Below are 25,417 nucleotides of genomic sequence, written 5' to 3' on the forward strand. Positions count from 1 at the left end.
CCTGCCGGCCTAGAAAGGCGCTTCTTCAGGCGCCGTATCCACGGGCGCCAGGGCCGGCCCCGTCAGCGCACCACGGCCCGACGTCGCTGCACGCGGTGCCGCTGGTGTCGCTGTAGGAGTCTGGGCAGCGGGCGTCTGCAGCGATGCCGGCAGATCCTGGCCCAGGCCCGTGCGCCCTTCCCCGCCCAGCGCCTCGATCAGATCGGGGATGAGCCTGGACAGCTCGCCCGTGGCAATCGCCACATCGGCATCGAAGCCGCCGTCGTCCTGCGACTGGCCTTCCATCACGGCATCGAGCAGCGCGATCTTGCGGATCTGCAGACCCTCGGTCAGCACGAAGCTCACGCGGTCATCCCAGGTCAGCGCCAAGCGCGTGGGCAGCTTGCCGTGCTCGATATGCTGGCGCACCTCGTCGATGTCCAGCGGATGGCGCGCATAGCGCACCACGGCCTTGGAGTCGTCGGCGGCCTTGAGCTCGCATTCGCGGTCAATCGAGAAGCCGGCCGGGCTTTCCTGCGTGGTCAGCCAGTGCGCCATGGCGGCCTGGGCGCTGGTCTGCGTATCGACCAGGGCCAGCGCAAAGCCTGTGAGGCCCTCCACCAGCGAGCTGACCACCTCGTCGGCGCGCGCCTGGCTGCCCGTGTCCAGCACCAGGGTGCGGGCCTGCGGGTCCAGCCAGACCCACATGGCGCCCTGCTTGGTGAAGGCCATGGGCAGCAGGTCCAGCTTGGCCTCGTCCTTGAGTTCCTTCTTTTCCTTCTTGCCGGGCTTGCGGCCTTCGGTGGCCTCGATGTGGGCAGCCTTTTCGTTGACGCGGCGGTTGAGCACGCTGGCCGGCAGCATCTTGGCCTCGGTCATGAAGCGCATCACCCACTGATTGGCCACGGACTCGGCCAGCGGGCCATGGGGCTCGCCGCGCGGCGGCACCCAGCCGGCGCTGCGCTCCTGCGTGGCGCCGCACTCGGCAAACGGGCTCTTGCCCAGGGCTTCTTCAAGCTGCTGCAAATCGCCCTGCCAGCTCTCGGCAATGCGATAGACGATCATGTTTTTGAACATAGCGAACCTTTGCTCGGACGGACTGCGGCTGCGCCGCAGCAGGGGTGTGCAACACCGGGCTGCGCCGCCTCCATCCAGAGGGAGAAAACAGAAAAAACAGCAGGGGCGCCATGCCTTGGCGCCCCGCCCGGTCATTGTGCATGCCTGGCACCGGACAGCGCTGCACAAGCTTGTCAATTCTTTACAAGCCGTGCGCAAAACCTCACTGCCCCGATACATCGGACGACCACACTTCAATCATCCGCTGCACAGGGCTCGCCAAGTGCCTTGACGGCGGCCTTCAGTCACCCTCTCCAGAAAGGATTTTGGAATGACCACCACCTTCCGCCGCACCCTCGCCAGCGCCGCCGCTGCCACCGCCTTGCTGGCATCGTTCGCCCTGCCCTCGTACGCCCAGACCGCCGCGCCGGCAGCCCCCGCCGCCGCCGCTACCACCACAGCACCCAAGCCCGATCGCGCCATGCACAAGCACGGCGACCGCAGGGAGCACATGCAGCAGCGCATCGCCAAGCTCAAGGCCGACCTCAAGCTCACGCCGGCCCAGGAGACCGCATGGAACACCTATGCGGCCACCTTCAAGCCCGGCGAGCGTCCCCAGCGCATGGAGCGCGAGGACTTCGCCAAGCTGACCACGCCCCAGCGCATCGACAAGATGCGTGAAATGCGCGCCCAGCGCGCGGCCGATGCCGATCGCCGCGGCGAAGCCACCAAGGCCTTCTACGCCCAGCTGGATGCCAGCCAGCAAAAGACCTTCGATGCCGCCACGCTGCACAAGGGCCACCCCGGCCACCACGGCATGGACCACGGCCCGCGCCATGACCACAAGAGCGGCCAGGCCCGCCCTGCCCCGGCACCCGCCCAGTAAGCAGCCACCTGGCCTGCCCGCCACCAGCGGGCAGCCGGATTGCTTGCGCCAGCCCTTGCACGGACGCCTTGTCAGGCGGCCGACAGTGCAAGGGCTTTTTTGCTGACTCCCCGATCTTCCCCGGACTGCCTAGAGTGGAACAGGCACAGCATTGTGTGCTGCCCCGGAGAAGATCATGGCCCCCAAAAACACTCAAACGACGCCATCCAGCTGCCAGAACCACGCAACGGCGCGCAAACATCCACCAGGACGTTCAGGGCGACCAGAGCGACCCAGACGAACCGGAAGTTTTGCCGCCGTGCTGCTGGCCGGTGCAGCGGCCCTCCTGCCCCTGGCGGCGCAGGCGCAGTCCACGCCGGAATCCTCCCCCTCCATGTACCTGCAATACGGCGCGGCCGAGCACAGTGCCGACAGCTGGACCGTGGGCGTCACTGTGCCATGGCGCAACTGGCGCCATGCGCTGTGGGGCGGCCAGCTCAGCGGCTACTGGGATGTCTGGGGCGCCCGCTGGTCGGCGCCGCTGGAGGGTCGCGATCGCGGCACCTGGGTCATCGGCGTGAATCCCACCGTGCGCTGGCGTCCCAGCAACGGGCAGTCGCCCTGGTTTGCAGAAACCGGCGTGGGCCTGAGCTGGGCGCTGAACCGTCGCTACGTCACGGACGAGAAGGAATTCCCCACGCGCTACAACTTCGCCACCCATATCGGCGTGGGCTACCTGTTTGGCAGCCAGGGCCAGCATGAGCTGGTGCTGCGGCTGGAGCACCATTCCAACGCAGGCATCAAGAAACCCAACCCCGGCGAAAACTTCCTGCAGCTGCGCTACGCCCACCATTTCTGATCACGGTTGCAGATCCCGGCAAGACCACCTTCGAGGTGGTCTTTTTTTGTCCTCGGCCGCCCTGTGGAAAAACCTGGGCATAAAAATCTCGTAAATCCATGCTTATCCACAAGGAGGATGCGCCATGGAAAGTTGTGCCCAAAACGGGTGCAGCAGCGAAGCAGCATCCACCACAGGGTTTGAAGTGTCTTAAGTTGTTGATTTTTATAAGACAAATTCAGTTATCAACAATTAAGCACTTCACTTACTACTACTACTAATTAAAAAATAAGAGAGATAGGAATAACAGCCAAGGGCGGTTTTTCACAGCGGCAAGACCGTTCTGGATAAAAAAAGGCAGCCGATCCATCAGAAAAAAAAGCCTGTCAACAGGTCACAGCGCTGGCAGACCATGTGCTCATCCATGTCTGGCAAGCCTTCTTTTCACCTGGATAAACAGAAAAATCCTTATAGATCAACAACTTGAAGTGCAATAAAGGAAAAAATACACATCGCACAAAACTGTGGATAGATGAAGACCAACTCAACAGTTATCCACAGAAAAAATCGAAACAGGCAAACTATCCCCGTTCGGGAGACACCGGGAACAGGGCTTTGATCACATGTTTTTCAATCGGGCAAGGCATTGTTTTTTTTGATAAATAGAGAGTTATCCACAGAGATGTCATGCCTCTACTACTACGACTATTCTTTATAAGAAGATCAAAGAACAACCGAAGGCGAAGTCACGCGGGAAGCGAAGGCCGAACGGTTTTTCAAAAAAAAACAGACGTGCCAGGTTGTCTGGAGCCTGGGCATGTCCAGACGAGGGACTGCTCCAGCGAAATTGGCGCGCCTGTGTTCAAAAAAATTCCGGATCGATTCACGCGCCATGGCCGTATGCACAAAGAAGCACGAAGACAAGACTTCCTCGCGGCCACGCAGGAACGCTGTGGAACGGGCGCTTTTCCACAACGGGCTGTGCACTGGACGTGGAAGACTTCAGGAAAACGCGGCCTGCCAGGCGGACGCAAGCGGATGCGCCAGAGGCAGTGTTCGGCCATTCAAAAAAATTCAACCCCTTGTTGCCGGCCTGCAAGAGGACTGCGCATCCGGATCAGGAGCAGCAGATCCAGTCCAGGCAAGGGCAATCACGAAAAGTGATGGCTGCTGGCGCACCAGGGCAAGAGGATGTGAATCAGCCCGAGCGCTTCAGCGGCCTGCAGAGGACCGTGGAGGCTTGGCAGCTGTCAGGCCCTGAGTTGCCCGCGCCAGCGCGTCCTGGGCGTTCTGCTGGCCCGTTGGCGGGGTATGGCGGGTATGGCCGGGCCGGGGAGCAGGCACGGTCTGCGAGATCCAGCGGTATCCCGCGGGATCCGGGGACCGTGCTGCACAGGCATGCAGGGAGATGCGGGAGCCGGGAAATACGGTTGCCCACAGGCTGTGTGCAAGTGGCCTGTGGGCAATCGGCAAGCTCGCTGATTGAAAAAATCAGCCGTGATCAATGACTTGCGTATGCAAAGGAATGCAGTGGCGACAGGGCGTGGCCTGTTTTTCGCATGCTTTCCACAGGGTCCGGCTTAGCGTGCCGGGCGGCGCTGCAAGGCAAAGGGCGGCAGGCCCTTGAGCAGCTGCTGGCCATAGCTGGTGTTCACCAGGCGCCGGTCATAGCAATACACATGGGCCTGGTCTTCCTCGGTGCGTATGGCGCGGCCCACCCACTGGGCCAGGCGGATCGCCGTGGCCGGCACCACCAGCTCATTGAAGGGGTTGCGGCCGCTGCTGCGCAGCCATTCGGCCCGGGCCTCGCCCACGGGGTCATCGGGCGGGGCAAAGGGCAGCTTGGTGATGAACAGGGACTCGCACAGCGCGCCGGGCAGGTCCAGGCCCTCGCCGAAGGACTGCATGCCGAAGATGATGGACGGCTCGCCCATCTCCACGGCATCGCGGTGGCGGGCCAGCAGCAGGGCGCGGGGCATGGCCGTCTGCACCAGCACCTGCGAGCGCATGGCCGTGGACAGCGCATCGACCGCCAGGCGCATCTGCTCGCGCGAGGTGAACAGCACCAGGGCGCCGGCCTGCACGTGGGACAGGTCGCCCAGCAGCGCGTCCACCATCTCCTGGGTGAAGCGGGCGGCCTCCTTGGGGTCGGCCACGGTTTCGCGCGCCACCAGCGTGCCCTGGCGCGCGTAGTCGAAGGGGCTGGGCACTTCCAGCGTGGTCACGGCCGCATCGTCGTGCAGGCCTGCCTCGCGCAGGAAGAAGTCGAATTGTCCACAGCTGGTCAGGGTGGCCGACGTGAGCACGGCACCACGCACCTGGGACCACAGATGGTGGCGCAGCGTGGCACCAGGCAGGATGGGGCTGGCATGGGCCTTGACTACGATGTACTCGCCATCTGTCTCCAACGTGAACCATTTGGCATTGGGAACGCGGCTACTGTCGTCATCCTGTGCTGGCTGCTGCATCAGCAGCTGAGCCGTGTCATAGACGGATTCCAGGCGGGGAGCCAGTGCGCCAACCTGTGCATAAGCTGTAGACAGCCTGCGTGCTTCCTCTGGATTGTCCTTGATGGCGGCGCGCAGTGCCTTGGAGATGGCGCGCAGCGCATCCAGAAAGCTGCTGGCATGGTGGGCGGCCTTGCCCAGAGGCTCCAGCAGGGGCTCGGGCAGCATGCCGCGCGGTGCGCGCACCCGCGCCGGCCCCCAGCTGTCCTTTTGCGACTTGAGCGTGTCGCCGTACAGCTCCATCACCAGGCGCGCCAGTTCCTGCAGCTGCTGGCGCAGCTGGCTGGCATGGCTGGGCAGGTCGGCCAGTTCCTCCACTTCGACCAGGGTATTCACGCGCAGGGCGCGGCTGGTCAGCTTGTCTATCCAGCCCAGACGGCTCAGGTCCATCTCGCCGGCGAATTGGCCCAGCGCCGTGGCGGGCAGATGGTGGGCTTCGTCCAGCACCAGCAGGCAGTTGTCCAGCTCGGGCAGCAGCCGCGCGCCCAGGGAGGACAGCAGCAGATCGTGGTTGGCCACGATGACCTGGGCGGCCACCAGGTCCTTGCGGCGCTCGTAGTAGACGCAGTTGCTGAAGGCCGGACAGTGCTTGCCGGTGCAGGACGAGGATTCGGCCGCCACGGGGCTCCAGGCCTCGGCCTCGGGCGGGGTCTCCAGAGAGTCGCGGTCGCCGTCCCAGGCCTGGGACGCCAGCGCGTTGGCCATGCTTTTGTAGAACTGCATGCGCGCCTCCAGCTCCTGGGCCGGGCGTGCCACGCGGCTTTGGGCCTGCGCCTTTTCTTCGGCGAACAGATCGTCCAGATCCTCGTCCTGGGCCTCGCCGGTGCTGGCCAGCCGCTCCAGCTTGAGCTTGCAGACAAAGCGGCCCCGCCCCTTGGCCAGCGCGAATTTGAAGGGCTGCTCCAGCTGCTGGGCCAGCGCGGGCAGATCCTTGTTTACCAGCTGTTCCTGCAGGGCGACGGTGGCCGTGGAAATCAGCACCCGGGTGCCGCGCGCCAGCGCCATCGAAATGGCGGGAATGCTGTACGCCAGCGATTTGCCCACCCCCGTTCCGGCCTGCACCACGGCAATGGACCGGGTGGGCTCCGGTGCGCCCTCATCGATTTTTCCCAGCTGGGCTTGGCTGAAGGTCTGCGCGATCTGGGCCGCCATTTTTCGCTGCCCCTCACGATTTCGGAACCCTGGGATGGCCCCGACCACGTCATCAAAGGATTTCAGGGCCTGATCAGCCCATTTTTTTTCATGCATTTCGGCGTGTTTTGACCAAATGGATCATCTTGGTCCATCTGTTTATAAAGATTCGTACAGTGATATGTATTAAATAAGATGCGAAATCTTATGAAATACAGCGCACAAAGCGCGTTTTTCGTATGCCGTACAGCCTACAAGCTGCCCGTCATATGGATCACTGAACCCGCCAATCGCATGTGTGCACAGGTGGGTATCGGTCACCGGGATGGACATCTGTCCACCGGCTGTTCCTGGATTGTTCCCATGGTCGTTGATGACCATGCGCGCGGCCGCATCCACAGTCTTGCCCACAGCGGCCAGGGCGTTCGGCCTGTGATCAATCCTGTGTGCATGTTGTTGGCATGTTTGTGGATTGATTGGGTGATTGTCGCTATTCACCGTTGATTTGCAACGGATTTTTCATGGATTCAGGTTCCCCGCGATTTCCAGAAGACGGTGGAAGTTGTCACCACTGTGGAAAACAGGGCCTGTGCAGATCTTTGGCTTTGCAAAGCACGTTTTTCCCCGGGATATCCACAGGTCTGCGGCCGCTGCAGCCGCTGCGGCTGGGGCCTTGGTGCACCGCCAGGCGGCAGGTCCGCGGCGGCGCAGCGGATCGCGCTGGATCTCGAAAAAGCGCAGGCGATCCCTGCCAGGGATCAGCCCTGGGCGCCGGCCCAGGTACGCGAATGTCTTACCAAACGGTAATGAAGGCTTCACGCACGCAGGAAGATGCGTTTTCTAGCATCTGTTTCATCTCAGGAGACAAGGGTCGGCTCGCTGCAGTCCCTGCGCTCCAGGCATGGATTGAAGGGGCAAGAATGATCAAGACATTTGCGGGCCTGCCCAAGGCAGCCCGGTTTCCGGCGGCATCGGCATGCGCTGTCATCGCCGTGGCCTGCCTTGTGGCGGGCTGCGATGCATCCAAGGCATCGGCACAGAACGAACCTGCCGTGCAGGCGCCCGCGCCGGCCGGCGTGGTGCGGGTCAAGCCCGAGTCGCTGAAGATGCTGGATATCGCCGTGGTGGCCGATCCGCAGGGCACGCAAATGGCCTGGGCGCCCGCGCGTGTGGCCTTTGCCGAGGACCGCGTGGCCACCGTCTCGGTGCCGCTGGCCGCGCGCGTGGTGTCGGTTCGTGCCCACGTGGGTGACATCGTCAAGGCCGGCGACGAGCTGGCCACCCTGGTCAGCCCCGAGGCACTGCGTGTGCGCTACGAGGTGGAAGCTGCCCGCAGCGCGCATGACGTGGCAACCGTGGAAGTGCGGCGCCAGCAGACCATGGTGGACAAGGGCGTGGGCGTGGAAGTGGATCTGCGTGCGGCCCAGGCCAAGCTGCGCGAGTCGGCCCAGGAGCTGGCGCGTGCCCAGGGCACGTCGGCGCTGCTGGGGCAAGGCGGCGGCGACCGGCTGGTGCTGCGGGCGCCGCGCGCCGGCGTGGTGGCCGAGCGCAAGGCCGTGGTCGGCGCCTCGGTCGAGCCCAGCGGCGAGCTGTTCCTGATCGGAGATCCCGCCGCCATGAACGTGGTGGCCGATGTCTTTGAAAGCGATCTGCCCGGCATCCGCCTGGGCAGTGCCGTGCAGGTCGATGTGCCGCAGCTGCCCAAGCCCCTGACCGGCACGGTGCGCCACCTGGGCGCCACGCTGGACAAGGAGTCGCGCCGCGCCTCCGTCATCGTGCAGCTCGATGCGCAGAACCCCGTGCTGCGTTCCGGCATGCAGGCGCGCGTGGGCCTGCAGGTCTCCAACGAGCACGAGATGCTGATCCCCGTGACGGCCGTGCTCATCAAGGATGAAAGCCGCAGCATCGTCTTCGTGCAGACCGGCGAGCAGCAGTTCGAGGCCCGCACCGTGGTGCTGGGCCGGCCCTCGCGCGGCATGGTGCCCGTGGTGTCGGGCCTGAAGTCGGGTGAAAAGATCGTCGTGCGCGGTGGCCTGCTGCTCGACGGCGCAGCCAGCCAGCTGCTCTGATCGCGGCAAGGAGTCCCATCAATGCTGCGTTCCCTGATAGCGTTTGTGGTGCACCGGCGGCTCGTCGCCCTGTGTGCCACCCTGATCATCGCCATCTATGGCGTGTACTCATACCTGCACACGGCCATCGAGGCCTATCCCGATGTGACCAATGTGCAGGTCGGCGTGATTGCCCAGGCGCCGGGCCTGGCCCCCGAGGAGGTGGAGCGCCAGATCACCCAGCCGCTGGAGCGCGAGCTCAACGGCACGCCGGGCCTGGTGTCGCTGCGCTCGGAGAGCTACTTCGGCCTGGCCATGATCAACCTCGTCTTCAATGACGATGCCGACAGTTTCCATGCGCGCGCCGAGGTGTCGCAGCGCCTGCCCCAGGCCAATCTGCCCGACGGCGTCACGCCCGAGATGGCGCCCGACTACACGCCGCTGGGCAAGATCTTCTACTACCGCCTGAAGAGCGACCGCCACACGCTGGCACAGCTGCGCACCGAGCAGGAATGGCGCGTGGTGCGCACCCTCAAGCAGGTGCAGGGCGTGGCCGACGTGGTCAGCATCGGCGGCTTCGTCAAGGAGTACCACGTCGAGGTGGATCCCGAGAAGCTGTATGCGCTGGGACTGTCGCTGGAAGACGTGAGCGATGCCCTGTCCAAGTCCAACCGCAACGTGGGCGGCGGCCTGATGCGCCGGGGCGAGCAGTCGCTGATCATCCGCGGCATCGGCCTGCTGCGCACGCCGCAGGAGATCCAGGGCGTGGTCGTGGCCATGCGCGGCAGCGCGCCCGTGACCATTGGCGACGTGGCGCGCGTGGTGCAGTCGCATACGCCGCGCCAGGGCTCGGTGGGCATGGACGATGCCGACGACGTGGTCCAGGGCATCGTGCTGCTCAAGCGCGGCGAGAACCCCTCGGTGGTGCTGGACCAGATCCATGCCAAGGTGGCCGCGCTCAATGACGGCGGCCTGCCCGAGGGCATGCACATGGAGACCAACTACGACCGCTCCGACCTGGTCGGCCACACGCTGGGCACGGTGCAGCACAACCTGCTGTTCGGCGCCACGCTGATCGTGGGCGTGCTGTGGCTGTTCCTGCGCAGCCTGCGCGGCTCGCTGATCGTGGCCACGGTGATCCCGCTGTCGCTGCTGGTGGCCTTCATCGGCCTGCACCTGCTGGGCATGCCGGCCAACCTGATCTCCATGGGTGCCATCGACTTCGGCATCATGGTGGACGGCGCCGTGGTGCTGGCCGAGAACATCATCCGCAACGCCCGCCTGCGCAAGCCGCAGACGCAGGCGGACATGCGCCACATCATCATCGACTCGGCCGTGGCCGTGGCCAAGCCCACGCTGTTCGCCATGGCCATTGTGATCGCGGCGCTGATCCCCGTGTTCTCGCTGGAAAGCATCGAGGGCCGCATCTTCCGTCCGCTGGCCATGACCTACAGCTTCGCGCTGCTGGGCGCCCTGGTCTTCGCCATGGGCCTGGTGCCGGCGCTGTGCGCGCTGTTCCTCAAGCCCCAGCACGTGATGGTGGAAGAGCCCAAGATCTTCGACCGCGCGCACCACGGCTACCAGCACTGGATCGGCACCCTGCTGGGTGCCGGGCGCCGCCGCGTCATCGTCATCGTCGGCTCGCTCGCCATCCTGGTGGCGGCCGGCCTGTCGGCGGCCTGGCTGGGCACGGAATTCCTGCCCGAGCTCGATGAGGGCGATGCCTATGTGCTGGTGCAGATGCCCGCATCGATCTCGCTGGAAAAGGGCCAGGAAGTGCTGCGCGACGTGCGCCTGCGCCTGAAGACCTTCCCCGAGGTGATCACCGTCACCACCGAGCAGGGCCGGCCCGAGTCCGGCACCGACAACGAGACGCTGAACCTGGCCAAGGTGCTGGTGCGCCTGAAGGGCCACGGCGAATGGCGCAAGGGCCTGACCAAGCCCCAGCTCATCGAGCAGATGCGCGCCACGCTGGGCGAGATTCCGGGCGTGTCGTTCAACTTCGCCCAGCCCATCCGCGACAGCGTGGAGGAATCGACGTCCGGCGCGCGCGGCCAGGTGGTGCTCAAGGTCTTCGGCCCCGACATTCCGCAGCTGCGCGCCATCCTGCAGCAGACCGTGGACCTGGTGAAGGACATCGACGGCGTGGTCGATCTGGGCCTGTACCGCGATGCGCCTGCACCCCAGGTCCACGTGGAGTTCGACCGCCAGTCGCTGGCGCGCCAGGGCATTGCCATGGAGACCGCGCAAAAGACGCTGGAGGCGGCGCTGGCCGGCAACATCTCCACCACGCTGTGGGAGGGCGAGTACCCCGTGCCCGTGCGCGTGCGCCTGCCCTATGTGGACCGCATGGATGAGGAGCGCATCCGCAACATCGCCATCCCCCTGCCCAACGGCGGCTCGGTGCCGCTGCATTCAGTGGGCCAGGTCGCCATCAAGATCGGCAACTCCTCCATCTTCCGCGAAGGCAATGCGCGCTACATGGCGCTCAAGTTCAACGTGGAAGGCCGCGACATCGGCTCCGTGGTCAAGGACACGCTGGCCACGTTCAAGAAGAACGTGAAGATCCCCGAGGGCTACCAGGCCGTCTGGGGCGGCGAGTGGGAGAACCAGCAGCGCGCGGCCGCACGCCTGAAGATCGTGGTGCCGCTGTCGCTGATCATCGTCTACGCCCTGCTGTTCGGCGCGCTGGGCCAGGCGCGCAGCGCCGGCATCATCTTGCTGTGTGCGCCCTTCACCATGGTGGGCGGCATCGCGGCCCTGCACTTTGCGGGCATCGAGCTGTCCATCAGCGCGGCCATCGGCTTCATCGCGCTGCTGGGACAGGTGGCGCTGGCCGGCCTGCTGGTGATCTCGGCCGTGGAGGAATTGCGACGGCAGGGCATGCCCATGATGCAGGCCCTGGTCGAGGGCGCTGCCGAACGCATGCGCTCCATTGTGCTCGTGGCGCTGCTGGCGCTGCTGGGCCTGCTGCCCATGGCGCTGTCCACGGGCGTGGGCAGCGAGACGCAAAAGCCCTTCGCCTCCGTGATCGTGGGCGGCATGGTGGTGCTGCCCCTGGTGGCCCTGGTGCTGCTGCCCGTGCTCTATGCGCTGCTGGGCCCCAAGAACATGTTGACGCAGGAAGAACTCGATGAAAAAGAGTAAGCACCCCCTGAGCGGCTGCGCCGCTTCCCCCTCTCTCGCTTCGCGGGAGAGGGACGACGCCATCGCCGCGAGGCGGCTCTTGCTTGGCGTCTCTGATTTGGGCCGTGCCGGTTTTGCGGGTCGTTCACCTTATCGGGCCCTGTTTGTGGCTGTGGCGCTGTGCTGGGGGGCGGGTTCTGCGCTTGCGCAGCAGGCTGTGCCCGCTGTGCCCGCTGTGCCCGCTGTACCGGGCGGGGCGGCTGTGCCGGCCATCACTGCGGCGCCTGCCTCCGAGGTGGCTCCGGCGGCTGCGCCGCAGCAGCCGGTGGGGATGCAGGAGTATCTGCAGATGGTGGTGCGCAACCAGCCCCAGCTGGCGGCGCAGCGGTTGCAGATCGGGATTGCGCAGGCGGACAGCCGCACAGCGGCGGCGTTTCCCAATCCCACGGCGTCGTACAGCAGCAAGCCGGGCGAGAAGCAGTGGGGCATAGAGCAGCCGCTGCCCATCTTCGGCCAGCGGCGTTTGCGCATGGAGAACGCGCGCAAGGGCGAGACGGCGGCGCGTGCCAATGTCGAGGTGGCCGTGGCCACCACGCTCAACGATGCAGCCACGGCCTTCATCGACCTGCTGATGACGCAGCAGCGCCTGAAGGTCTGGGAAGAGGCGCAGGAGTCGCTGAACGGCGCAGGCAATATCGTGCGCGGCCAGATCGAGGCCGGCGCGCGCAGCCGCTATGACGGCGCGCGCCTGAGCCTGCAGCAGGCCCAGATGGCCATGCAGGTCAGCCAGGCCCAGTCGGACTGGCAGGACGCCGCCTCGCACGCCGCCGCGCTGGCCGCCCTGCCCCAATGGGCGCCGCGCGCCACGGGCAGCCTGCAGGCCGTGCCCGTGGGCCAGCTGCTGCACGAGCAGGAGCTGTGGGAGGCCGCGCGCCAGCGCCTGCCGGCCCTGGTCGCTGCCCAGGCCGAGCTGGACCAGCTGCGCCACAAGGTCGAGCTGGAACGCCGCGAAGCCCTGCCCACGCCCAGCGTGAGCGTGGCGCGCGTGCGCAACCGCCTTGACGGCAACTACAACCAGATCGGCGTGTCGGTGGAGCTACCGCTGTTCGACCGCCGCGAAGGCCCTATCGCGCGTGCCCAGGTGGAGGCCGAGCAGGCCCAGCTGCGCTACGACGCCGCGCTGATCGAGGCGCGTACCGAGCTGCAGCGCGCCATCAAGCAGCTGAAGCTGCGCCGCGATGCCGTGCGCGCCTACGAAAAGCAGGGCCTGGCGCAGATCGCGCCGCTCAACCAGATGGCCCAGGACGCCTACAAGCTGGGCCAGGGCTCCATCCTGGAGCTGATCGATTCGCTGGGATCGATCAACGAGCACCGCCTGGAGCACCTGGACCTGGTCAAGGAAATGATGCTGGCCGAGTGGCAGGTGCGCGTGGCCAGCGGCGATCTGCCGATGTGGGCAGCGCCCTGAGGCGCTTGACGCCCTTCCCCTCCTGCTGTGCGGGAGGGGCGGTCGGACCCTGGGTGGCACCCCGCGGTGTGCCTGGTCCGGATCACGCCAGTTTCATGCGGTGCGATGCCGCGCAGCGCAGCCCAAGGCTGAAAAGAGGTGGTAAACATGCCGGCACCCCCACCGATATCGGCGGAGTCTGGCGCGCCGTATAGTGTCTGCCTCAGTTTCGAGTCAGGCCCTGCCGCCCGCATGTACCGCTATCTCATCATCGAAGACGACGCGCTGAACGCGCGCTACATCGCCGAAGGCCTGCGCCAGCAGGGCGCGCAGGTGGCGGTGTGCAGCGATGGTGTGCAGGGCATCGCCATGGCCGTGGGCGAGAGCTGGGATGTGATCATCCTCGACCGCATGCTGCCCAACGGCTTCGACGGCCTGCAGATCCTGCAGACGCTGCGCTCCATGGGCAAGCAGACGCCGGTGCTGGTGCTCAGCGCCCTGTCGGCCACGGACGAGCGCGTGCGCGGCCTCAAGGCCGGCTGCGACGACTACCTGACCAAGCCCTTTGCCTTCTCCGAACTCTCGGCGCGCCTGGAGGCCCTGGTGCGCCGCGCCCAGATCCCGGCCCCTGCGCGCGAGATGCGCCTGGCCGACCTGCGGCTGAACCTGCTCACGCGCAGCGCCGAGCGCGCAGGCCAGCCGCTGGCCCTGCAGCCGCGCGAGTTCCGCCTGCTGGCCTTTCTGATGCAGCACGCGCACCAGATCGTCACGCGCACCATGCTGCTGGAGTCGGTGTGGGACTACCGGTTCGACCCGCAGACCAATGTCATCGACGTGCATATCAGCCGCCTGCGCGGCAAGGTGGACAAGGGCTTCGAGCCTGCGCTGATCCACACCGTGCGCGGCGTGGGCTACAGCCTGTCGGACCGGCCGCAGGACCTGCCGCAGGTGGCCTGACCCGATGTCGCTGGCCAAGCCCTGGAGCTCCACGGCCTTCCGGCTGGCGCTGACCTACGGCGTGCTGCTGGTGCTGACCATGTCCATCGTGCTGTCGGTGTTCTACGTGCAGACCGTGGGCGTGCTGCGCATGCGCATGGACCGGCAGGCCGAGAACCACATGCGCCGCCTGGTCGAGCACCGCGACAAGTACGGCGAGCCCGCGCTGGAGGCCGAGATCCAGCAGACCCTGCTGGACGGCGTCAACACCGATACCGAAATCCTCATCCTCATGGATGGCGACGGCAATCCCATCATCGGCAACGCCGACGTGGTGCCCGCACGCCGCCTGACGGAGATGGGCGTGCGCGATCTCAAGGTGCGGCGCAACGGCCGCATCATCGCGGGCCGCGTGGCCGTGGCCCAGCTGTCCGACGGCAAGCTGCTGGCCGTGGGCAGCGACATGCAGGTGCAAAGCGATGTGGAGGAGCTGTTCGGCCGCGCCAGCCTGCTGGCCGGCCTGGTGGCCCTGGGCATGGCCGTGCTGGGCGCCGGGGCCTTCCGGCGCGTGGTGGAAGAGCGTGCCGCCGACATCCGCAGCACCATGGCGCGCGTGGCCACGGGCGACCTGCGCCAGCGCATCCCGGTCACGCGCCGCGACGATGAGTTCACGCTGCTCAACCGCGACATCAACACCATGCTGGACCGGCTGGAACTGCTGATGGACGGCATACGCCATGTCTCCAACACCATCGCCCACAACCTGCGCACGCCGCTGACGCGCATCCTGCTGCGCCTGCGCAATGCCCAGCAGGCCACGCCCGAGGAAAAGAACGAGACGCTGGCGCTGGTGGCCCAGGAAGTGGCCGAGCTGGGTGTGGTCTTCGACAAGCTGCTGCAGATCGCCGAAGTGGAAAGCGGGGCCAGCCGCAAGAACTTCGCGCCCGTGGACCTGCGTGCCCTGCTGGTCGACGTGGTGGAGTTCTACGAACCGCTGGTCGAGGACGCAGGCGGCGTGCTGCGCCTGGAGGTCGAGGGCACGCCCATGGCGCTGGGTGACGGCGACCTGCTGGCCAGCGCCGTGGCCAACCTCGTGGACAACGCCATCAAGTACGGATCACTGCCCGACAGCGACCACGGCGCCGACATGCTGCTGCGCGCGGGCGTGGCCCACGAGCACGGCATGGACGGCGGCGCCTGGGGCGTGGAAATCATCGTGCAGGACCGAGGCCCCGGTGTGGACGCGCAGACGCGCGAGAAGATGAGCACCCGCTTTTACCGCGCCGAATCGGACCGCGAAGGCTATGGCCTGGGCCTGGCCAGCGTGCTGGCCATCGTGCAGCTGCACGGCGGCAAGCTGGGCTTCGAGAACATGCATCCGGGCCTGCAGGCAAGGATCTGGCTGCCCGGGTTGCCCACGGCCTGAAGCCGTTTCAGCGGTCCTTGTGACCGTAGGCGCAAAAGCCGGGCTTGGGGCCCTTCTTGGGGTGCAGGCGACAGGTTTCGGGCCGCTTGTCGTATACCGTGCAGCGCCGCGACTTGGCATCCAGGAAATTGCAGTCCCCGCTGGCGCGCCGCGCCATGGTGAAGATGTTGTGCTTGGGGTTGTAGTGGTCGATCAGCCGCATCTTCATCAGCCGCTTGGCGATGAGCTTGGGCTCCACGTTGTCCACCTCGAACGGATCCACCAGCTCCAGCCGCACCAGATCGGGCAACTGCACCTCCAGCGGCATGGTGCAGCAGTTGGCCGCACAGCTGTCGCACATGCCGGGCTTGTATTTGCTCCAGGAGTCGAGGCGGTCGACGTCGACGATGCTTATGGGGGATCTCATGGTGGGGGGATGGGCGTGTGCAGGGCCGCTATTTTTCGCCAGAAAGCCCGGCGGCGGTTGCCGCGCCGGCGTAGCCAAGCGAGGGGGCGGGTCTTTGGGGGACGCTGCCCCTGCATCCATCCCCTGGCCTTCAGGCCGGCCGCTTCCTCAACAGGTATTTCTGAAACCCGTCGGATACCCGCTCGTCGCGCTGGTTCAGCACCTCGGTGGCCAGGGTCAGCACGCCCGTGGTGTTGCCGGGCTTGAGCTCGGACACCGTCAGCGTGCAGTACAGCGTGTCGCCCACATAGACGGGGGCCAGGAAGCGGCTGCCCTGCTCCAGGAAGCCCTTGAGCGATTCCTCGACCATGTGCGGGAACAGGCCGGCGCCTGCCGCCGTCTGTATGGCCACCTGGTAGCCGTGGGCCAGCATATGGGGCATGCCGCGCGCGCGGCAGTACTCCACGTCGTAGTGCACGGGATGGTTGTCGCCGCTGGCCAGCTGGAAGGCGGCGAACAGGGCATCGGTCATGGTGCGCGAGGGCAGGGCGAAGACCTCGCCCAGCGCGAAGTCTTCAAAGTAGCGCTGGGCGCACAGGGATGGGTGGCGTGGCATGGCGACTCTCCTCAGTTCGCGCTCATGTGGGCGGCCCGGGCGACCTTGCCCCATTTGTCCAGTTCCTGCTTGAGGAAGGTGGCCAGCGCCTGGGGGCGCGGCTGCTTTTCCAGCACCAGGCCCATGTCGTAGGCCTTTTTCTGCAGCCCGGCATCGTCCACCGTGGCCTGCAGGCTGGACTGCAGGCGGGCAATCAGCGCTGGCGGCGTGCCTGCGGGGGCGAACACGGCGTTCCAGGTATAGGCCTCGTAGCCGGGCACCTGCTCGGCAATGGCAGGCGTGTCGGGTGTCTGCGGCAGGCGCTGGGCCATGGTGGTGGCCAGCAGGCGCACCGTGCCCGCCTTGACCTGGGCCAGGCCCGTTGGAGCGCTGTCCAGCATGAAGGCCAGGTGCCCGCCGATGAGGTCCTGTATGGCCGGCGCACTGCCCCGGTAGGGCACATGCTGGGCCCGGGTGCCCGCCATCAGGTTCAGCAGCTCCGCACCCAGGTGCGGAGCGCTGCCCACGCCCGCCGAGGCATAGTTGACCTGGCCGGGCCGCGCCCGCAGATAGGCCAGGAAATCCGGCAGGCTCTGCACGGGCAGCCGCTTGTCCACCACCAGCACCAGCGGCGCCCTGGCGAGCAATCCCACGGGCGCGAAGTCTTCCTCCGTGCGGTAGCCCAGCTTGTCGTGGATGTAGGGATTGACGGCATGCGCCACCGTGGTCAGCAGCAGGGTGTAGCCGTCAGGGGCTGCCTTGGCAACCGCCTCCGTGCCCACCAGGGTGCCGGCACCCGTGCGGTTCTCGATCACCACGGGCGTGCCCAGCTTCTGGCTCCAGACATCGGCCATGGCGCGGCCAAAGGTGTCGGTGGGGCCGCCTGCCGCATAGGGAATCACCAGCTTGATGGGGCGCGCAGGATAGTCCTGCGATGCGGCCGCGCCTGCGGCCAGAAGCAGGGCGGTGAGAAGGGTTTGGCGTCTTGCCGTCTTGAAGTCCATAATTTTCTCCGTTGTCTCCTGGCGCCGACTATAGAAATGCGCGGCCAATGCAGCCAGTCGAATCATTGATAGGGCGGTTAGAAACCGTCTAACACCAAGGAAATGCTCCCGGCGGGCATGCAACGGATGCGATATGAATTGACGGATCTCAGGGTTTTCCTTGCCATTGCCCAGGCCAAAAGCCTCAGCGCAGGCGCGGCTGAAATGCATTTGACGGCGCCATCGGCCAGCTACCGGCTCAAGAATCTGGAGCAGGCCATGGGTGCATCGCTGTTTGAAAGAACGTCCAAAGGCATGGTGCTCACGCCGGCGGGAATGACGGTCAAGAAATACGCCGATTCCATTTTCGGCAGCGTGGACCGCTTGCACGGAGAAATGCAAAGACACATCAACGGAATATCAGGCCATATCCGCGTCTTTGCCAACAGCAGCACGCTGACGGGAATTGCGCCTGTGCTCAGCCGCTATCTGGCCCATTATCCGAACGTCAATGTGGACCTGGAGGAGCGCCTGAGCGAAGACACGGTGCGCGCCGTGCTCGACGGCAGTGCCGATGTGGGCCTGGTGGCCGGCCAGATCGATCTGCATGGCCTGCATGCCATCACCTATGGCCACGATGAACTGGTGTTTGTGGTGCCCGCTGGCCACCCCTTGGCCGCCAGCAGCAGGGTGCCGCTGGAAACCGCGCTGACCTACGACCTGGTCTCGATCGGCCGCAAGACCAGCAACTTCCTCTACCTCCAAGGCATGGCTTCCAAGCTGGGTATGAATCCCAGGGTACGTGTGCACGCACCAACATTCGAGGCCGTGCTGCAGTGCGTGCAGGAAGGCGTGGGCATTGCGCTGGTGCCACGCTCCATTGCCCGGCCGGCGCTGCAGGCGCGCCGGCTGGCTGCCGTAGGCCTGGACGAGGCCTGGGCGCAGCGCGAGCAGAGGGTGGTCACGCGCGAACCCGAAACCCTGCCCGCCTATGCCCGCGATTTCGTGGCCTATGTGGCGGCCCAGCCTTTGCCCGAGGAAGGCGCCGTGCAGGAATCCCTGCCTTAGAAGATTTGAAATTCCGCTTAGAAAATGCCGACTGGCTGGGTGATGGTCGCACTTCTAGAATGCGGCGAATCGAATATTCGCCTCGTTCAAGAAAATGCAGACACGCCCATTGGATGGTTTGACGGTATTGGCCATGGAACACGCCGTGGCAGGGCCTTTTGCCAGCCGGCAGCTGGCGGACCTGGGGGCCAGGGTCATCAAGCTGGAGCGATTGCCCGATGGGGATTTTGCACGGGGCTATGACGACAAGGTCCATGGTGAATCATCCTTTTTTGTCTGGGCCAATCGGGGAAAGCAAAGCCTGGCTGCGGATATCAAGACTGCCGAGGGGCAGCATATCGTCGGGAAAATACTGGAAAACGCCGATATCCTGATCCAGAACCTGGCCCCGGGTGCCATGCAGAGAATGGGCATGGATTTCGACAGCCTGCATGAGAAATATCCGCGTCTCATCGTCTGCGATATATCGGGCTATGGCGAGGGCGGCCCGCTCAGCGACAGGAAGGCCTATGACCTGCTGATCCAGGCGGCAGCCGGCCTGATCTCGGTCACGGGCACGCCCGACCAGCCCGCGCGCGTGGGCATTTCCATCGCCGACATCGCGGCCGGCATGTATGCCTACTCGGGCATCCTGTCTGCGCTGCTGCAGCGCGCCCGCACGGGCCGGGGCCTGCGCGTGGAGGTGTCCATGCTGGAGGCGCTGGCCGAATGGATGTCCTACCCGCTGAACTTCGCCCACTACGGCGGCACGGCGCCCGCGCGCAGCGGGCTGACCCATCCTTCCATCGCGCCCTATGGCCAGTACACGGCCGGTGATGGCCAGAGCCTGATCTTCGGCCTGCAGAACGACCGCGAATGGCACAGCTTCTGCACCCATGTGCTGCAGCAGCCCGCGCTGGCGCAGGACGCGCGCTTTGCCACCAACCTGCAGCGCGTGGCGCACCGCAAGGAACTCGATGCGGTGATCGCATCCGTGCTGGCCCACCTGAGCCGCGAACAGGCCATGCAGCGCCTGGATGCAGGCGGCATCGCCAACGCGCCGCTCAACGACATGCACGCGGTCTGGAACCATCCGCAATTGCAGGCGCGCGAACGCTGGCGCGAGGTGGCCACGCCCGCCGGCAGCATCCAGGCCCTGCTGCCCCCGGCCACGCTGTCGGATGCCGAAGCCGCCATGGGCGCCGTGCCCGCGCTGGGCGAGCACACGCAGGCGCTGTGGGAGGAGTTTGGCGGGCAGGCTCGAGGCCGGCAAGAGTGATGCCCGATGGGTCCAGGCGGGCGATGGTGGTTGAACGACGCAACCCATTCGAGCGTGGCGAACTCGACCGCTTCCTTGGTTGTCATCGGCTCTCTTGAGAGGGACGAAGAGGGTCGCGCTCAGGCCGAGAGCGCTGCGCGCAAGCGCTCGATGCTTCGCCGCCGCTCGGCGCGTGCTTCGAGCGCCTGCGCCATATCGACCTCGACAAAGCGTGCCTTGTGGTTTGGCTGCATCTGGGCGATGAGATCCATGTCGGCGCTGATGACGGTGCCGACCATCGCGTAGCCGCCGCCCGAGACTGCGTCGCGGTGCAGGATGATCGGTTCGCGTCCGCCCGGCACCTGGATGGAACCGTACGGGTAGCCCGCATCGACGATGTTCGACGGGTCGTCGCCCGCGCCGAATGGCGGCGTGCGCTCGTGGAACTTCAGCGGCGTGCCGTTCTTGTAGCGGTAGCCGATGCGGTCGGCCTCGGAACCGACGGTCCAGGTGTCGGCAAAGAAGCTTTGCACCGACACCTCCTGCAGTCGGTGAAAGTAGATGCCCGGCAGCACGCGCAGGACCACTTCCTTGTCGAGCACCGGCAGCAATGCGGCCTGCACCGTGCGACCCGCGCGGGCGGTGGCGGACGGTACTCCCACGGGCAGTCTGTCGCCGGCCAGCAGCTTGCGTCCGTTGAAGCCGCCGAATGCGCCAAGGCCGTAGGTCGAGCGGCTGCCCAGCACCACCGGCACGTCGATGCCGCCGGCCACGGCGATGCACATGCGCGCGCCGAGCTTCATGAAGTCGAAGCCGAGCCTGTCGCCGGCCTGCACCGCGAATGCGGTATTGCGTGGCACCTCATTGCCGTTGAGCTTGATCTTCGCGTCGGCGCCGGTCACGGCCACCAGCGCGGGCGCGTCGAACTGCAGCTCGGGCCCGAGCAGCGTGCTTTCGATGACGGCCGCACCTTCGTCGTTGCCGACCAGCAGGTTTGCGAGCACCAGGCTTTGCTGGTCGAGCGCACCCGACAGCGGAATGCCCAGGTGGTAGTAGCCGGGGCGGCCGGCGTCCTGCACGCTGGTCGCGAGGCCGGGCTTGAGCACTTCAATCGCCATGGAGCACTTTCAGGAGCTGTTGGTTGTAGCCGCCCGGGTCGGCCAGGAAATCGTTGAGTGAGAACGACACTGGTGCGATGCGCAGCGCGTAGGTGCCGGCCTCGACCTGCGCGATCTGGCGGTCGTACTCGGCGCGGTCAATGGGCTTGTACTTGACGATGTCGCCGGGCTGGAAGAACACCATCAGCTCCTTCAGGTAGGACAGCCGTTGCGCCGGGTCGAAGATGGGCGCGGGCGTGACACCGAACATCTGGTAGCCGCCCGCACCACGCACCGAGTAGATGCAGCTGAAGCAACCGCCGTGGCCCAGCGTGAGCCTGGGCGTGTCGGTGCGCGGGCTCAGGTACTTGGGCACCTGGATCTGGCGCTGGCGCTCGACCATCTGGAACAGAAAGGGCAGGCCGGCCACGAAGCCGACCATCGACACGAACCAGGGCGCCGATGAGTGCGCCTCGATGAAGGCCTCGACCGAGACGTGGCCGTTGATGCGCGCCGCGTACTCGATGTCGGTGCCCGACGGGTCCTGGTGCCGCTCGCGAAAGCGCATCAGCGTCTCGTGCGTCCACGGGTCGTTGTAGAGCACGGGAATCTCGACGATGCGCGTCTGCATCTGCAGGTCGGCATCGCCCAGGCCCGCTTCGATGTCTTTGAGCATGGCGAGCAGTGCGTCGGGCGCGATCGCATCGGGATCGAAGCGCACGAGGTAGGCGGCGTTGGCGGGACAGATCTCGGTCACGCCCGTGATCTCGCCCGCCTGTGCGCGGCGGCGCAGCTCGTTGCAGATGGCCATGCCTTTGAAGAACGCGGGCAGCGACATCTCCTCGCTGATCTCGACGAACAGGTGCTCGTCGCCGCCGAAGCTGTAGCGGGCCTGGGCGGGGAGGGTGCTGGCAGCGGTCATGCGGTCACCTTCGCAAGTGGGGCGGGTGCGTCGGCCAGCGGATTCACCGACAGCCAGGTTTCGAGAAAGCCCGTGTGGAATGCGGCCTGCGCCACGCCCGCGTCCTCGCACAGTGCGCGGTGCAGCGGGATCGTGGTGTGGATGCCTTCGACCTGCAGCTCGCCGAGCGCGCGCCGCATGCGGGCCAGTGCACCGGCGCGATCGGTGTCGTGCACGATCAGCTTGCCCAGCAGCGAGTCGTAGTACGTCGGCACGGTGCAGCCGGGGAACAGCATGGTGTCGAAGCGCACGCCGGGGCCGCCCGGCACCACGAGCTGCGACACGAGGCCCGGGCTTGGCGTGAAGTTCTTCGCGGCGTTCTCGGCGTTGATGCGCACCTCGATGGCCGCGCCGGTCAGCCGGATGTCTTCCTGCTGCAGGCGCAGCGGCTGGCCGAGCGCGATGCGCAGCATCTCCTTCACGAGGTCGATGCCGGTGATCATCTCGGTGATGGGGTGCTCGACCTGGATGCGCGTGTTCATCTCGATGAAGAAGAACTCGCGCGTGTCGTCGTCGTACAGGTATTCGAGCGTGCCCGCGCCGCGGTAGGCCACGGCATGGGCCAGCCGCAGCGCCGATTCGCACAGCGCCGCGCGCGTGGCCTCGCTGATGGCGGCCGAGGGCGCTTCTTCCCACACTTTCTGGCGGCGTCGCTGCAGCGAGCATTCGCGCTCGAAGCAGTGAACCACGCGCTGGCCGTCGCCCAGGATCTGCACCTCGATGTGGCGCGCCTGGCGGATGAAGCGTTCGAGGTACACCTCGCCGTTGCCGAAAGCGGCCTGCGCTTCCGCCGTGGCGGTGGCGAACTGCTGGCGCAGCTCGGCTTCGTCGTGCGCCACGCGAATGCCGCGCCCGCCCCCGCCGGCCGAGGCCTTGATCATGATGGGGTAGCCGATGCCCTTTGCCAGCGCGACGGCGCTGTCGGCGTCTGTCACCACGCCCGCGCTGCCGGGCACGGTGGGCACACCGGCCTTCATGGCTGCGGCGCGCGCGGCGGCCTTGTCGCCCATGGTGCGGATCGCGTGCGGCGTCGGGCCGACGAACACCAAGCCCGCGGCCTCGATGCGCTCGGCGAACGCGGCGTTCTCCGACAGGAAACCGTAGCCCGGATGCACCGCGCCGGCGCCGCTGTCGGCTGCCGCTTCAAGAATGGCGTCCACGCTCAGATAGCTCCTGGTGGCATGCGCCGGGCCAATGCGCACGGCTTCGTCGGCCATGCGCACCGCGAGGCTTTGCGCGTCAGCGTCGCTGTAGATGGCGACGGTCTTGAGGCCCAGTTCCTTCGCGGCGCGGATGATGCGCACCGCGATCTCGCCGCGGTTGGCGATGAGCAGTTTGTCGAATGCGGCGGTCATGGTCCGGGGCCTCACGCCGTTTCGATGACGGCCAGCGCTTGGCCAGGATCGACGGGTTCGCCGTTCTCCACGGCAAAGCCCCGCAGCCGTCCGGCCACGTCGGCCGTGACTTCGCTGAACTGCTTCATCACCTCGACCAGGCCGATCACATCGCCCACGGCCACGGTGTCGCCTTCGGCCTTGAATGGCGGAGCGTCAGGCGCCGAACGGCGGTAGAAGGTGCCCGGCAGCGGGCTCAGGACTTCATGGGTAGCGGGCATCGATGCACTCCTGGAAAGCGGGAACAGGAACGAAAGCGGGAAGAACGGAAAACTCAAGGCTGCGCCGGCGCAGCCGCACCGGCAAAACCTGCAACTTCGATGCCGTGCTCGGCCAGTGCGCGGCGCGTGGCCTGCACGAGCGCCAGCGCGCCAGGTGTATCGCTGTGGATGCACACCGAGTCGAAGCCGATCGCCAGGTCCTGGCCTTCGACCGTGCGCACCACGCCTTCGGTGCAGGCGCGCAGCACCTTGGCGGCCACGGCCTCGGGGTCGAGCGCGCCGACGCGGCGGGTGAAGACGATGGAGCCGCTCAGGTCGTAGTCGCGGTCGGCATAGAACTCGCGCGCCACGGGCTGGCCCAATTCGCACGCCACCTGGAAGGTGACGGACGATTCCATGCAGAACAGGCGCAGCGTCGGTTCGATCTGCTGCAGGGCCGTGACGAGTGCGCGCGACAGCGCCTCGTCGCGCGCCGCATGCATGTAGAGCGCGCCGTGCGGCTTGATGTGCTGCAGCGTCATGCCGGCCAGCCGCGCGAATTCGCGCAGCGCGCCGAGCTGGTAGACCATGTCGTTCACCAGCTCGTCGGCCGGTGCATTGATATGGCGGCGCCCGAAGCCCACGAGGTCGCGAAAGCCCGGGTGCGCGCCGATGCCCACGCCGTTTTCCCGGGCCAACAACACCGTCTTGCGCATGATGTTCGGATCACCCGCATGAAAGCCTGTGGCGATATTGGCCGAGCTGATCAACGGCATCAATTCCTGGTCCACGCCATCGCCGATGGCCCATGGACCGAAGCTTTCGCCCATGTCGGAGTTCAGATCAATCAGCGTCTTCTTCACGTTTCACCTTGTGTTGTTGGCACGGCCAGATGGCAGCAATGCGGGACAAGGTGAAGATTAGTCAGCTGAAAATCGGCTGAAAAGCATTATTTACAGGCGATGCGATATCTGAAAAACAGTTACTCCGACTGCCTGCAATGAACGCTACCCTGTAGATCAGTGAATACTCGGTATCGGATTTGCGCGCGCTGGCATGTAATTTTTGAGAGATAAGTAAATACCCCAGGAAGACCGCACCATGTCTCTGACCCTTCGCCAGCTCAAATACTTCACGGCGGTGGCCGAAGTGGGGCGCATCTCACATGCGGCACTGCAACTCAACATCTCGCAATCGGCGGTGACCACGGCAGTCCGGGAGCTGGAGGAAATGCTGGGGCAGCAGCTGTTTGAGCGACAGCCTCATGGCGTGGAACTGACCCGGGCCGGACGGCGTTTTCTGAGCCATGCCTATGCCGTGCTCTCGGCTGCCGACGAGGCGATCCGCATGCCGCATGAGGGAGTGAATGTCGAGGGGACGCTGACCATTGCCGCCACCTACACGGTACTCGGCTACTTCTTGCCCCATCACCTTCAGCGTTTCGAGCAATTGCATCCGCAGATCAAGGTCAAGGTGCACGAAGTAGTGCGTGAAGCCATTGAGGAGGGGCTGATCACGCAGCAATACGACATGGGAGTACTGCTCACGTCCAATGTGGTGCTGCGCGAGCTGTCGCTCGAGACATTCTTTGGCTCGCAACGCCGACTGTGGGTGCCGGCCAAGCATGCGCTGCTCGAAAAGGCGGAAGTCACGCTGGCCGATGTGGCTGCCGAGCCCTATATCCTGCTCACCGTGGACGAGGCTGCGGGCACTGCAATGAAATATTGGAGCAAGACGCCGTACCAACCTCAGATCAGGCTGCGCACGAGCTCTGTAGAAGCAGTGCGCAGCACCGTGGCGAATGGCCTTGGCGTGACCGTTCTCTCGGATATGGTTTATCGACCTTGGTCGCTGGAGGGAAAGCGCATTGAAACCATCAGTCTGCGCGACGCCGTGCCTACGATGAACATCGGGCTTGGGTGGAAGCAAGGCATCGAATTTTCCCCAGCGATGACGGCGTTTCGCGACTACTTTCGGCAGTTGTTCCTCGAGCCGGTCGTGCATCAAGGCAGAAGGAGGCCCGGCGGTTGATGTCGTTGGTTGGACATGCTCGTTTCTGCATTCAGCAAAACGGCTCCCAACGAATTTCTCGCGCATGCGAATGCATCAATTGAGGCATCACATCATGGCCCGGGTGA

The 25,417-nt window shown here is 65.6% G+C and carries 20 protein-coding genes; 10 read left to right on the plus strand and 10 right to left on the minus strand.

Annotation, left to right across the window (positions count from 1 at the left end; genetic code table 11):
• Window positions 1–9 precede the first annotated feature (9 nt).
• A complete protein-coding gene (locus BO996_RS02915) occupies window positions 10–1,056 on the minus strand; it encodes a recombination-associated protein RdgC (RefSeq protein ID WP_071953964.1) in 1,047 nt (348 codons plus the stop codon).
• Between the two features lie 310 nt (window positions 1,057–1,366).
• Here BO996_RS02915 and BO996_RS02920 point away from each other — a divergent pair, with 310 nt between their 5' ends.
• On the plus strand, window positions 1,367–1,921 hold the full coding sequence (locus tag BO996_RS02920) for a Spy/CpxP family protein refolding chaperone (RefSeq protein ID WP_071953965.1): 555 nt from the start codon (window positions 1,367–1,369) through the stop codon (window positions 1,919–1,921).
• Between the two features lie 175 nt (window positions 1,922–2,096).
• Window positions 2,097–2,759: an acyloxyacyl hydrolase gene (locus tag BO996_RS02925; protein WP_071953966.1), complete on the plus strand. Its 663-nt coding sequence runs from the start codon at window positions 2,097–2,099 to the stop codon at window positions 2,757–2,759.
• Between the two features lie 1,559 nt (window positions 2,760–4,318).
• Here BO996_RS02925 and dinG read toward each other — a convergent pair.
• Complete coding sequence (gene dinG / locus BO996_RS02935) at window positions 4,319–6,493, minus strand: ATP-dependent DNA helicase DinG (protein WP_071953967.1); 2,175 nt, start codon at window positions 6,491–6,493, stop codon at window positions 4,319–4,321.
• Window positions 6,494–7,296: 803 nt separating this feature from the next.
• Here dinG and BO996_RS02940 point away from each other — a divergent pair.
• The 5 genes from BO996_RS02940 to BO996_RS02960 all read left to right on the plus strand — a co-directional run bounded on the left by BO996_RS02940 (window position 7,297) and on the right by BO996_RS02960 (window position 15,359).
• Window positions 7,297–8,445: an efflux RND transporter periplasmic adaptor subunit gene (locus BO996_RS02940; RefSeq protein ID WP_013799937.1), complete on the plus strand. Its 1,149-nt coding sequence runs from the start codon at window positions 7,297–7,299 to the stop codon at window positions 8,443–8,445.
• A gap of 21 nt (window positions 8,446–8,466) precedes the next feature.
• Window positions 8,467–11,571 carry an efflux RND transporter permease subunit gene (locus BO996_RS02945; RefSeq protein ID WP_034397505.1) on the plus strand — a complete coding sequence of 1,035 codons (3,105 nt, stop codon included), beginning with the start codon at window positions 8,467–8,469 and terminating at the stop codon, window positions 11,569–11,571.
• 214 nt (window positions 11,572–11,785) lie between these two features.
• The gene (locus BO996_RS02950; RefSeq protein WP_232240458.1) at window positions 11,786–13,018 is read left to right on the plus strand and encodes a TolC family protein; all 1,233 of its coding nucleotides are present in this window, start codon (window positions 11,786–11,788) and stop codon (window positions 13,016–13,018) included.
• Window positions 13,019–13,249: 231 nt separating this feature from the next.
• A complete protein-coding gene (locus BO996_RS02955) occupies window positions 13,250–13,954 on the plus strand; it encodes a response regulator transcription factor (RefSeq protein ID WP_017407046.1) in 705 nt (234 codons plus the stop codon).
• A gap of 4 nt (window positions 13,955–13,958) precedes the next feature.
• A complete protein-coding gene (locus BO996_RS02960; RefSeq protein ID WP_013799933.1) occupies window positions 13,959–15,359 on the plus strand; it encodes a sensor histidine kinase in 1,401 nt (466 codons plus the stop codon).
• Window positions 15,360–15,366: 7 nt separating this feature from the next.
• Here the strand turns inward: BO996_RS02960 and BO996_RS02965 are convergent, their stop codons facing one another.
• The 3 genes from BO996_RS02965 to BO996_RS02975 form a co-directional block, all read right to left on the minus strand.
• A complete protein-coding gene (locus tag BO996_RS02965; protein ID WP_013799932.1) occupies window positions 15,367–15,765 on the minus strand; it encodes a YkgJ family cysteine cluster protein in 399 nt (132 codons plus the stop codon).
• A gap of 130 nt (window positions 15,766–15,895) precedes the next feature.
• On the minus strand, window positions 15,896–16,360 hold the full coding sequence (locus tag BO996_RS02970; RefSeq protein WP_012201953.1) for a MaoC family dehydratase: 465 nt from the start codon (window positions 16,358–16,360) through the stop codon (window positions 15,896–15,898).
• Between the two features lie 11 nt (window positions 16,361–16,371).
• Complete coding sequence (locus BO996_RS02975; protein ID WP_071953969.1) at window positions 16,372–17,343, minus strand: tripartite tricarboxylate transporter substrate binding protein; 972 nt, start codon at window positions 17,341–17,343, stop codon at window positions 16,372–16,374.
• A gap of 126 nt (window positions 17,344–17,469) precedes the next feature.
• On the opposite strand from BO996_RS02975, the gene BO996_RS02980 reads away from it, so the two are divergent.
• Together BO996_RS02980 and BO996_RS02985 are read left to right on the plus strand one after the other, a co-directional pair.
• Window positions 17,470–18,390 (plus strand): LysR family transcriptional regulator, encoded by a 921-nt coding sequence (locus BO996_RS02980; protein ID WP_071953970.1) that lies wholly within the window; start codon window positions 17,470–17,472, stop codon window positions 18,388–18,390.
• A 133-nt stretch (window positions 18,391–18,523) separates the two neighbouring features.
• Window positions 18,524–19,648, plus strand: coding sequence for a CaiB/BaiF CoA transferase family protein (locus tag BO996_RS02985; protein WP_232240459.1), 1,125 nt, complete (start codon window positions 18,524–18,526; stop codon window positions 19,646–19,648).
• Between the two features lie 119 nt (window positions 19,649–19,767).
• Here BO996_RS02985 and BO996_RS02990 read toward each other — a convergent pair whose 3' ends face one another.
• Genes BO996_RS02990 through BO996_RS03010 form a run of 5 tightly spaced genes read right to left on the minus strand, consistent with a single transcriptional unit; the run spans window position 19,768 to window position 24,142 of the window.
• Window positions 19,768–20,745, minus strand: a complete 978-nt coding sequence (locus tag BO996_RS02990) for a biotin-dependent carboxyltransferase family protein (RefSeq protein ID WP_071953972.1) — start codon at window positions 20,743–20,745, stop codon at window positions 19,768–19,770.
• Window positions 20,735–21,646: a 5-oxoprolinase subunit B family protein gene (locus BO996_RS02995; RefSeq protein ID WP_047217519.1), complete on the minus strand. Its 912-nt coding sequence runs from the start codon at window positions 21,644–21,646 to the stop codon at window positions 20,735–20,737. Before BO996_RS02995 ends, BO996_RS02990 begins: the two co-directional genes overlap by 11 nt.
• The gene (locus BO996_RS03000) at window positions 21,643–23,040 is read right to left on the minus strand and encodes an acetyl-CoA carboxylase biotin carboxylase subunit (protein ID WP_071953973.1); all 1,398 of its coding nucleotides are present in this window, start codon (window positions 23,038–23,040) and stop codon (window positions 21,643–21,645) included. The genes BO996_RS02995 and BO996_RS03000 overlap by 4 nt, the downstream gene beginning before the upstream one ends.
• A gap of 11 nt (window positions 23,041–23,051) precedes the next feature.
• Window positions 23,052–23,300 carry an acetyl-CoA carboxylase gene (locus BO996_RS03005; protein ID WP_012201946.1) on the minus strand — a complete coding sequence of 83 codons (249 nt, stop codon included), beginning with the start codon at window positions 23,298–23,300 and terminating at the stop codon, window positions 23,052–23,054.
• Window positions 23,301–23,353: 53 nt separating this feature from the next.
• Window positions 23,354–24,142 (minus strand): 5-oxoprolinase subunit PxpA, encoded by a 789-nt coding sequence (locus tag BO996_RS03010; protein ID WP_065344986.1) that lies wholly within the window; start codon window positions 24,140–24,142, stop codon window positions 23,354–23,356.
• Between the two features lie 238 nt (window positions 24,143–24,380).
• Between BO996_RS03010 and BO996_RS03015 the strand changes: the two genes are divergently transcribed.
• Window positions 24,381–25,310, plus strand: coding sequence for a LysR family transcriptional regulator (locus BO996_RS03015; protein ID WP_012201944.1), 930 nt, complete (start codon window positions 24,381–24,383; stop codon window positions 25,308–25,310).
• Window positions 25,311–25,417 lie beyond the last annotated feature (107 nt).

The organism is Delftia sp. HK171, assembly GCF_001886655.1.
Classification (GTDB): Bacteria; Pseudomonadota; Gammaproteobacteria; order Burkholderiales; family Burkholderiaceae_C; genus Comamonas; species Comamonas acidovorans.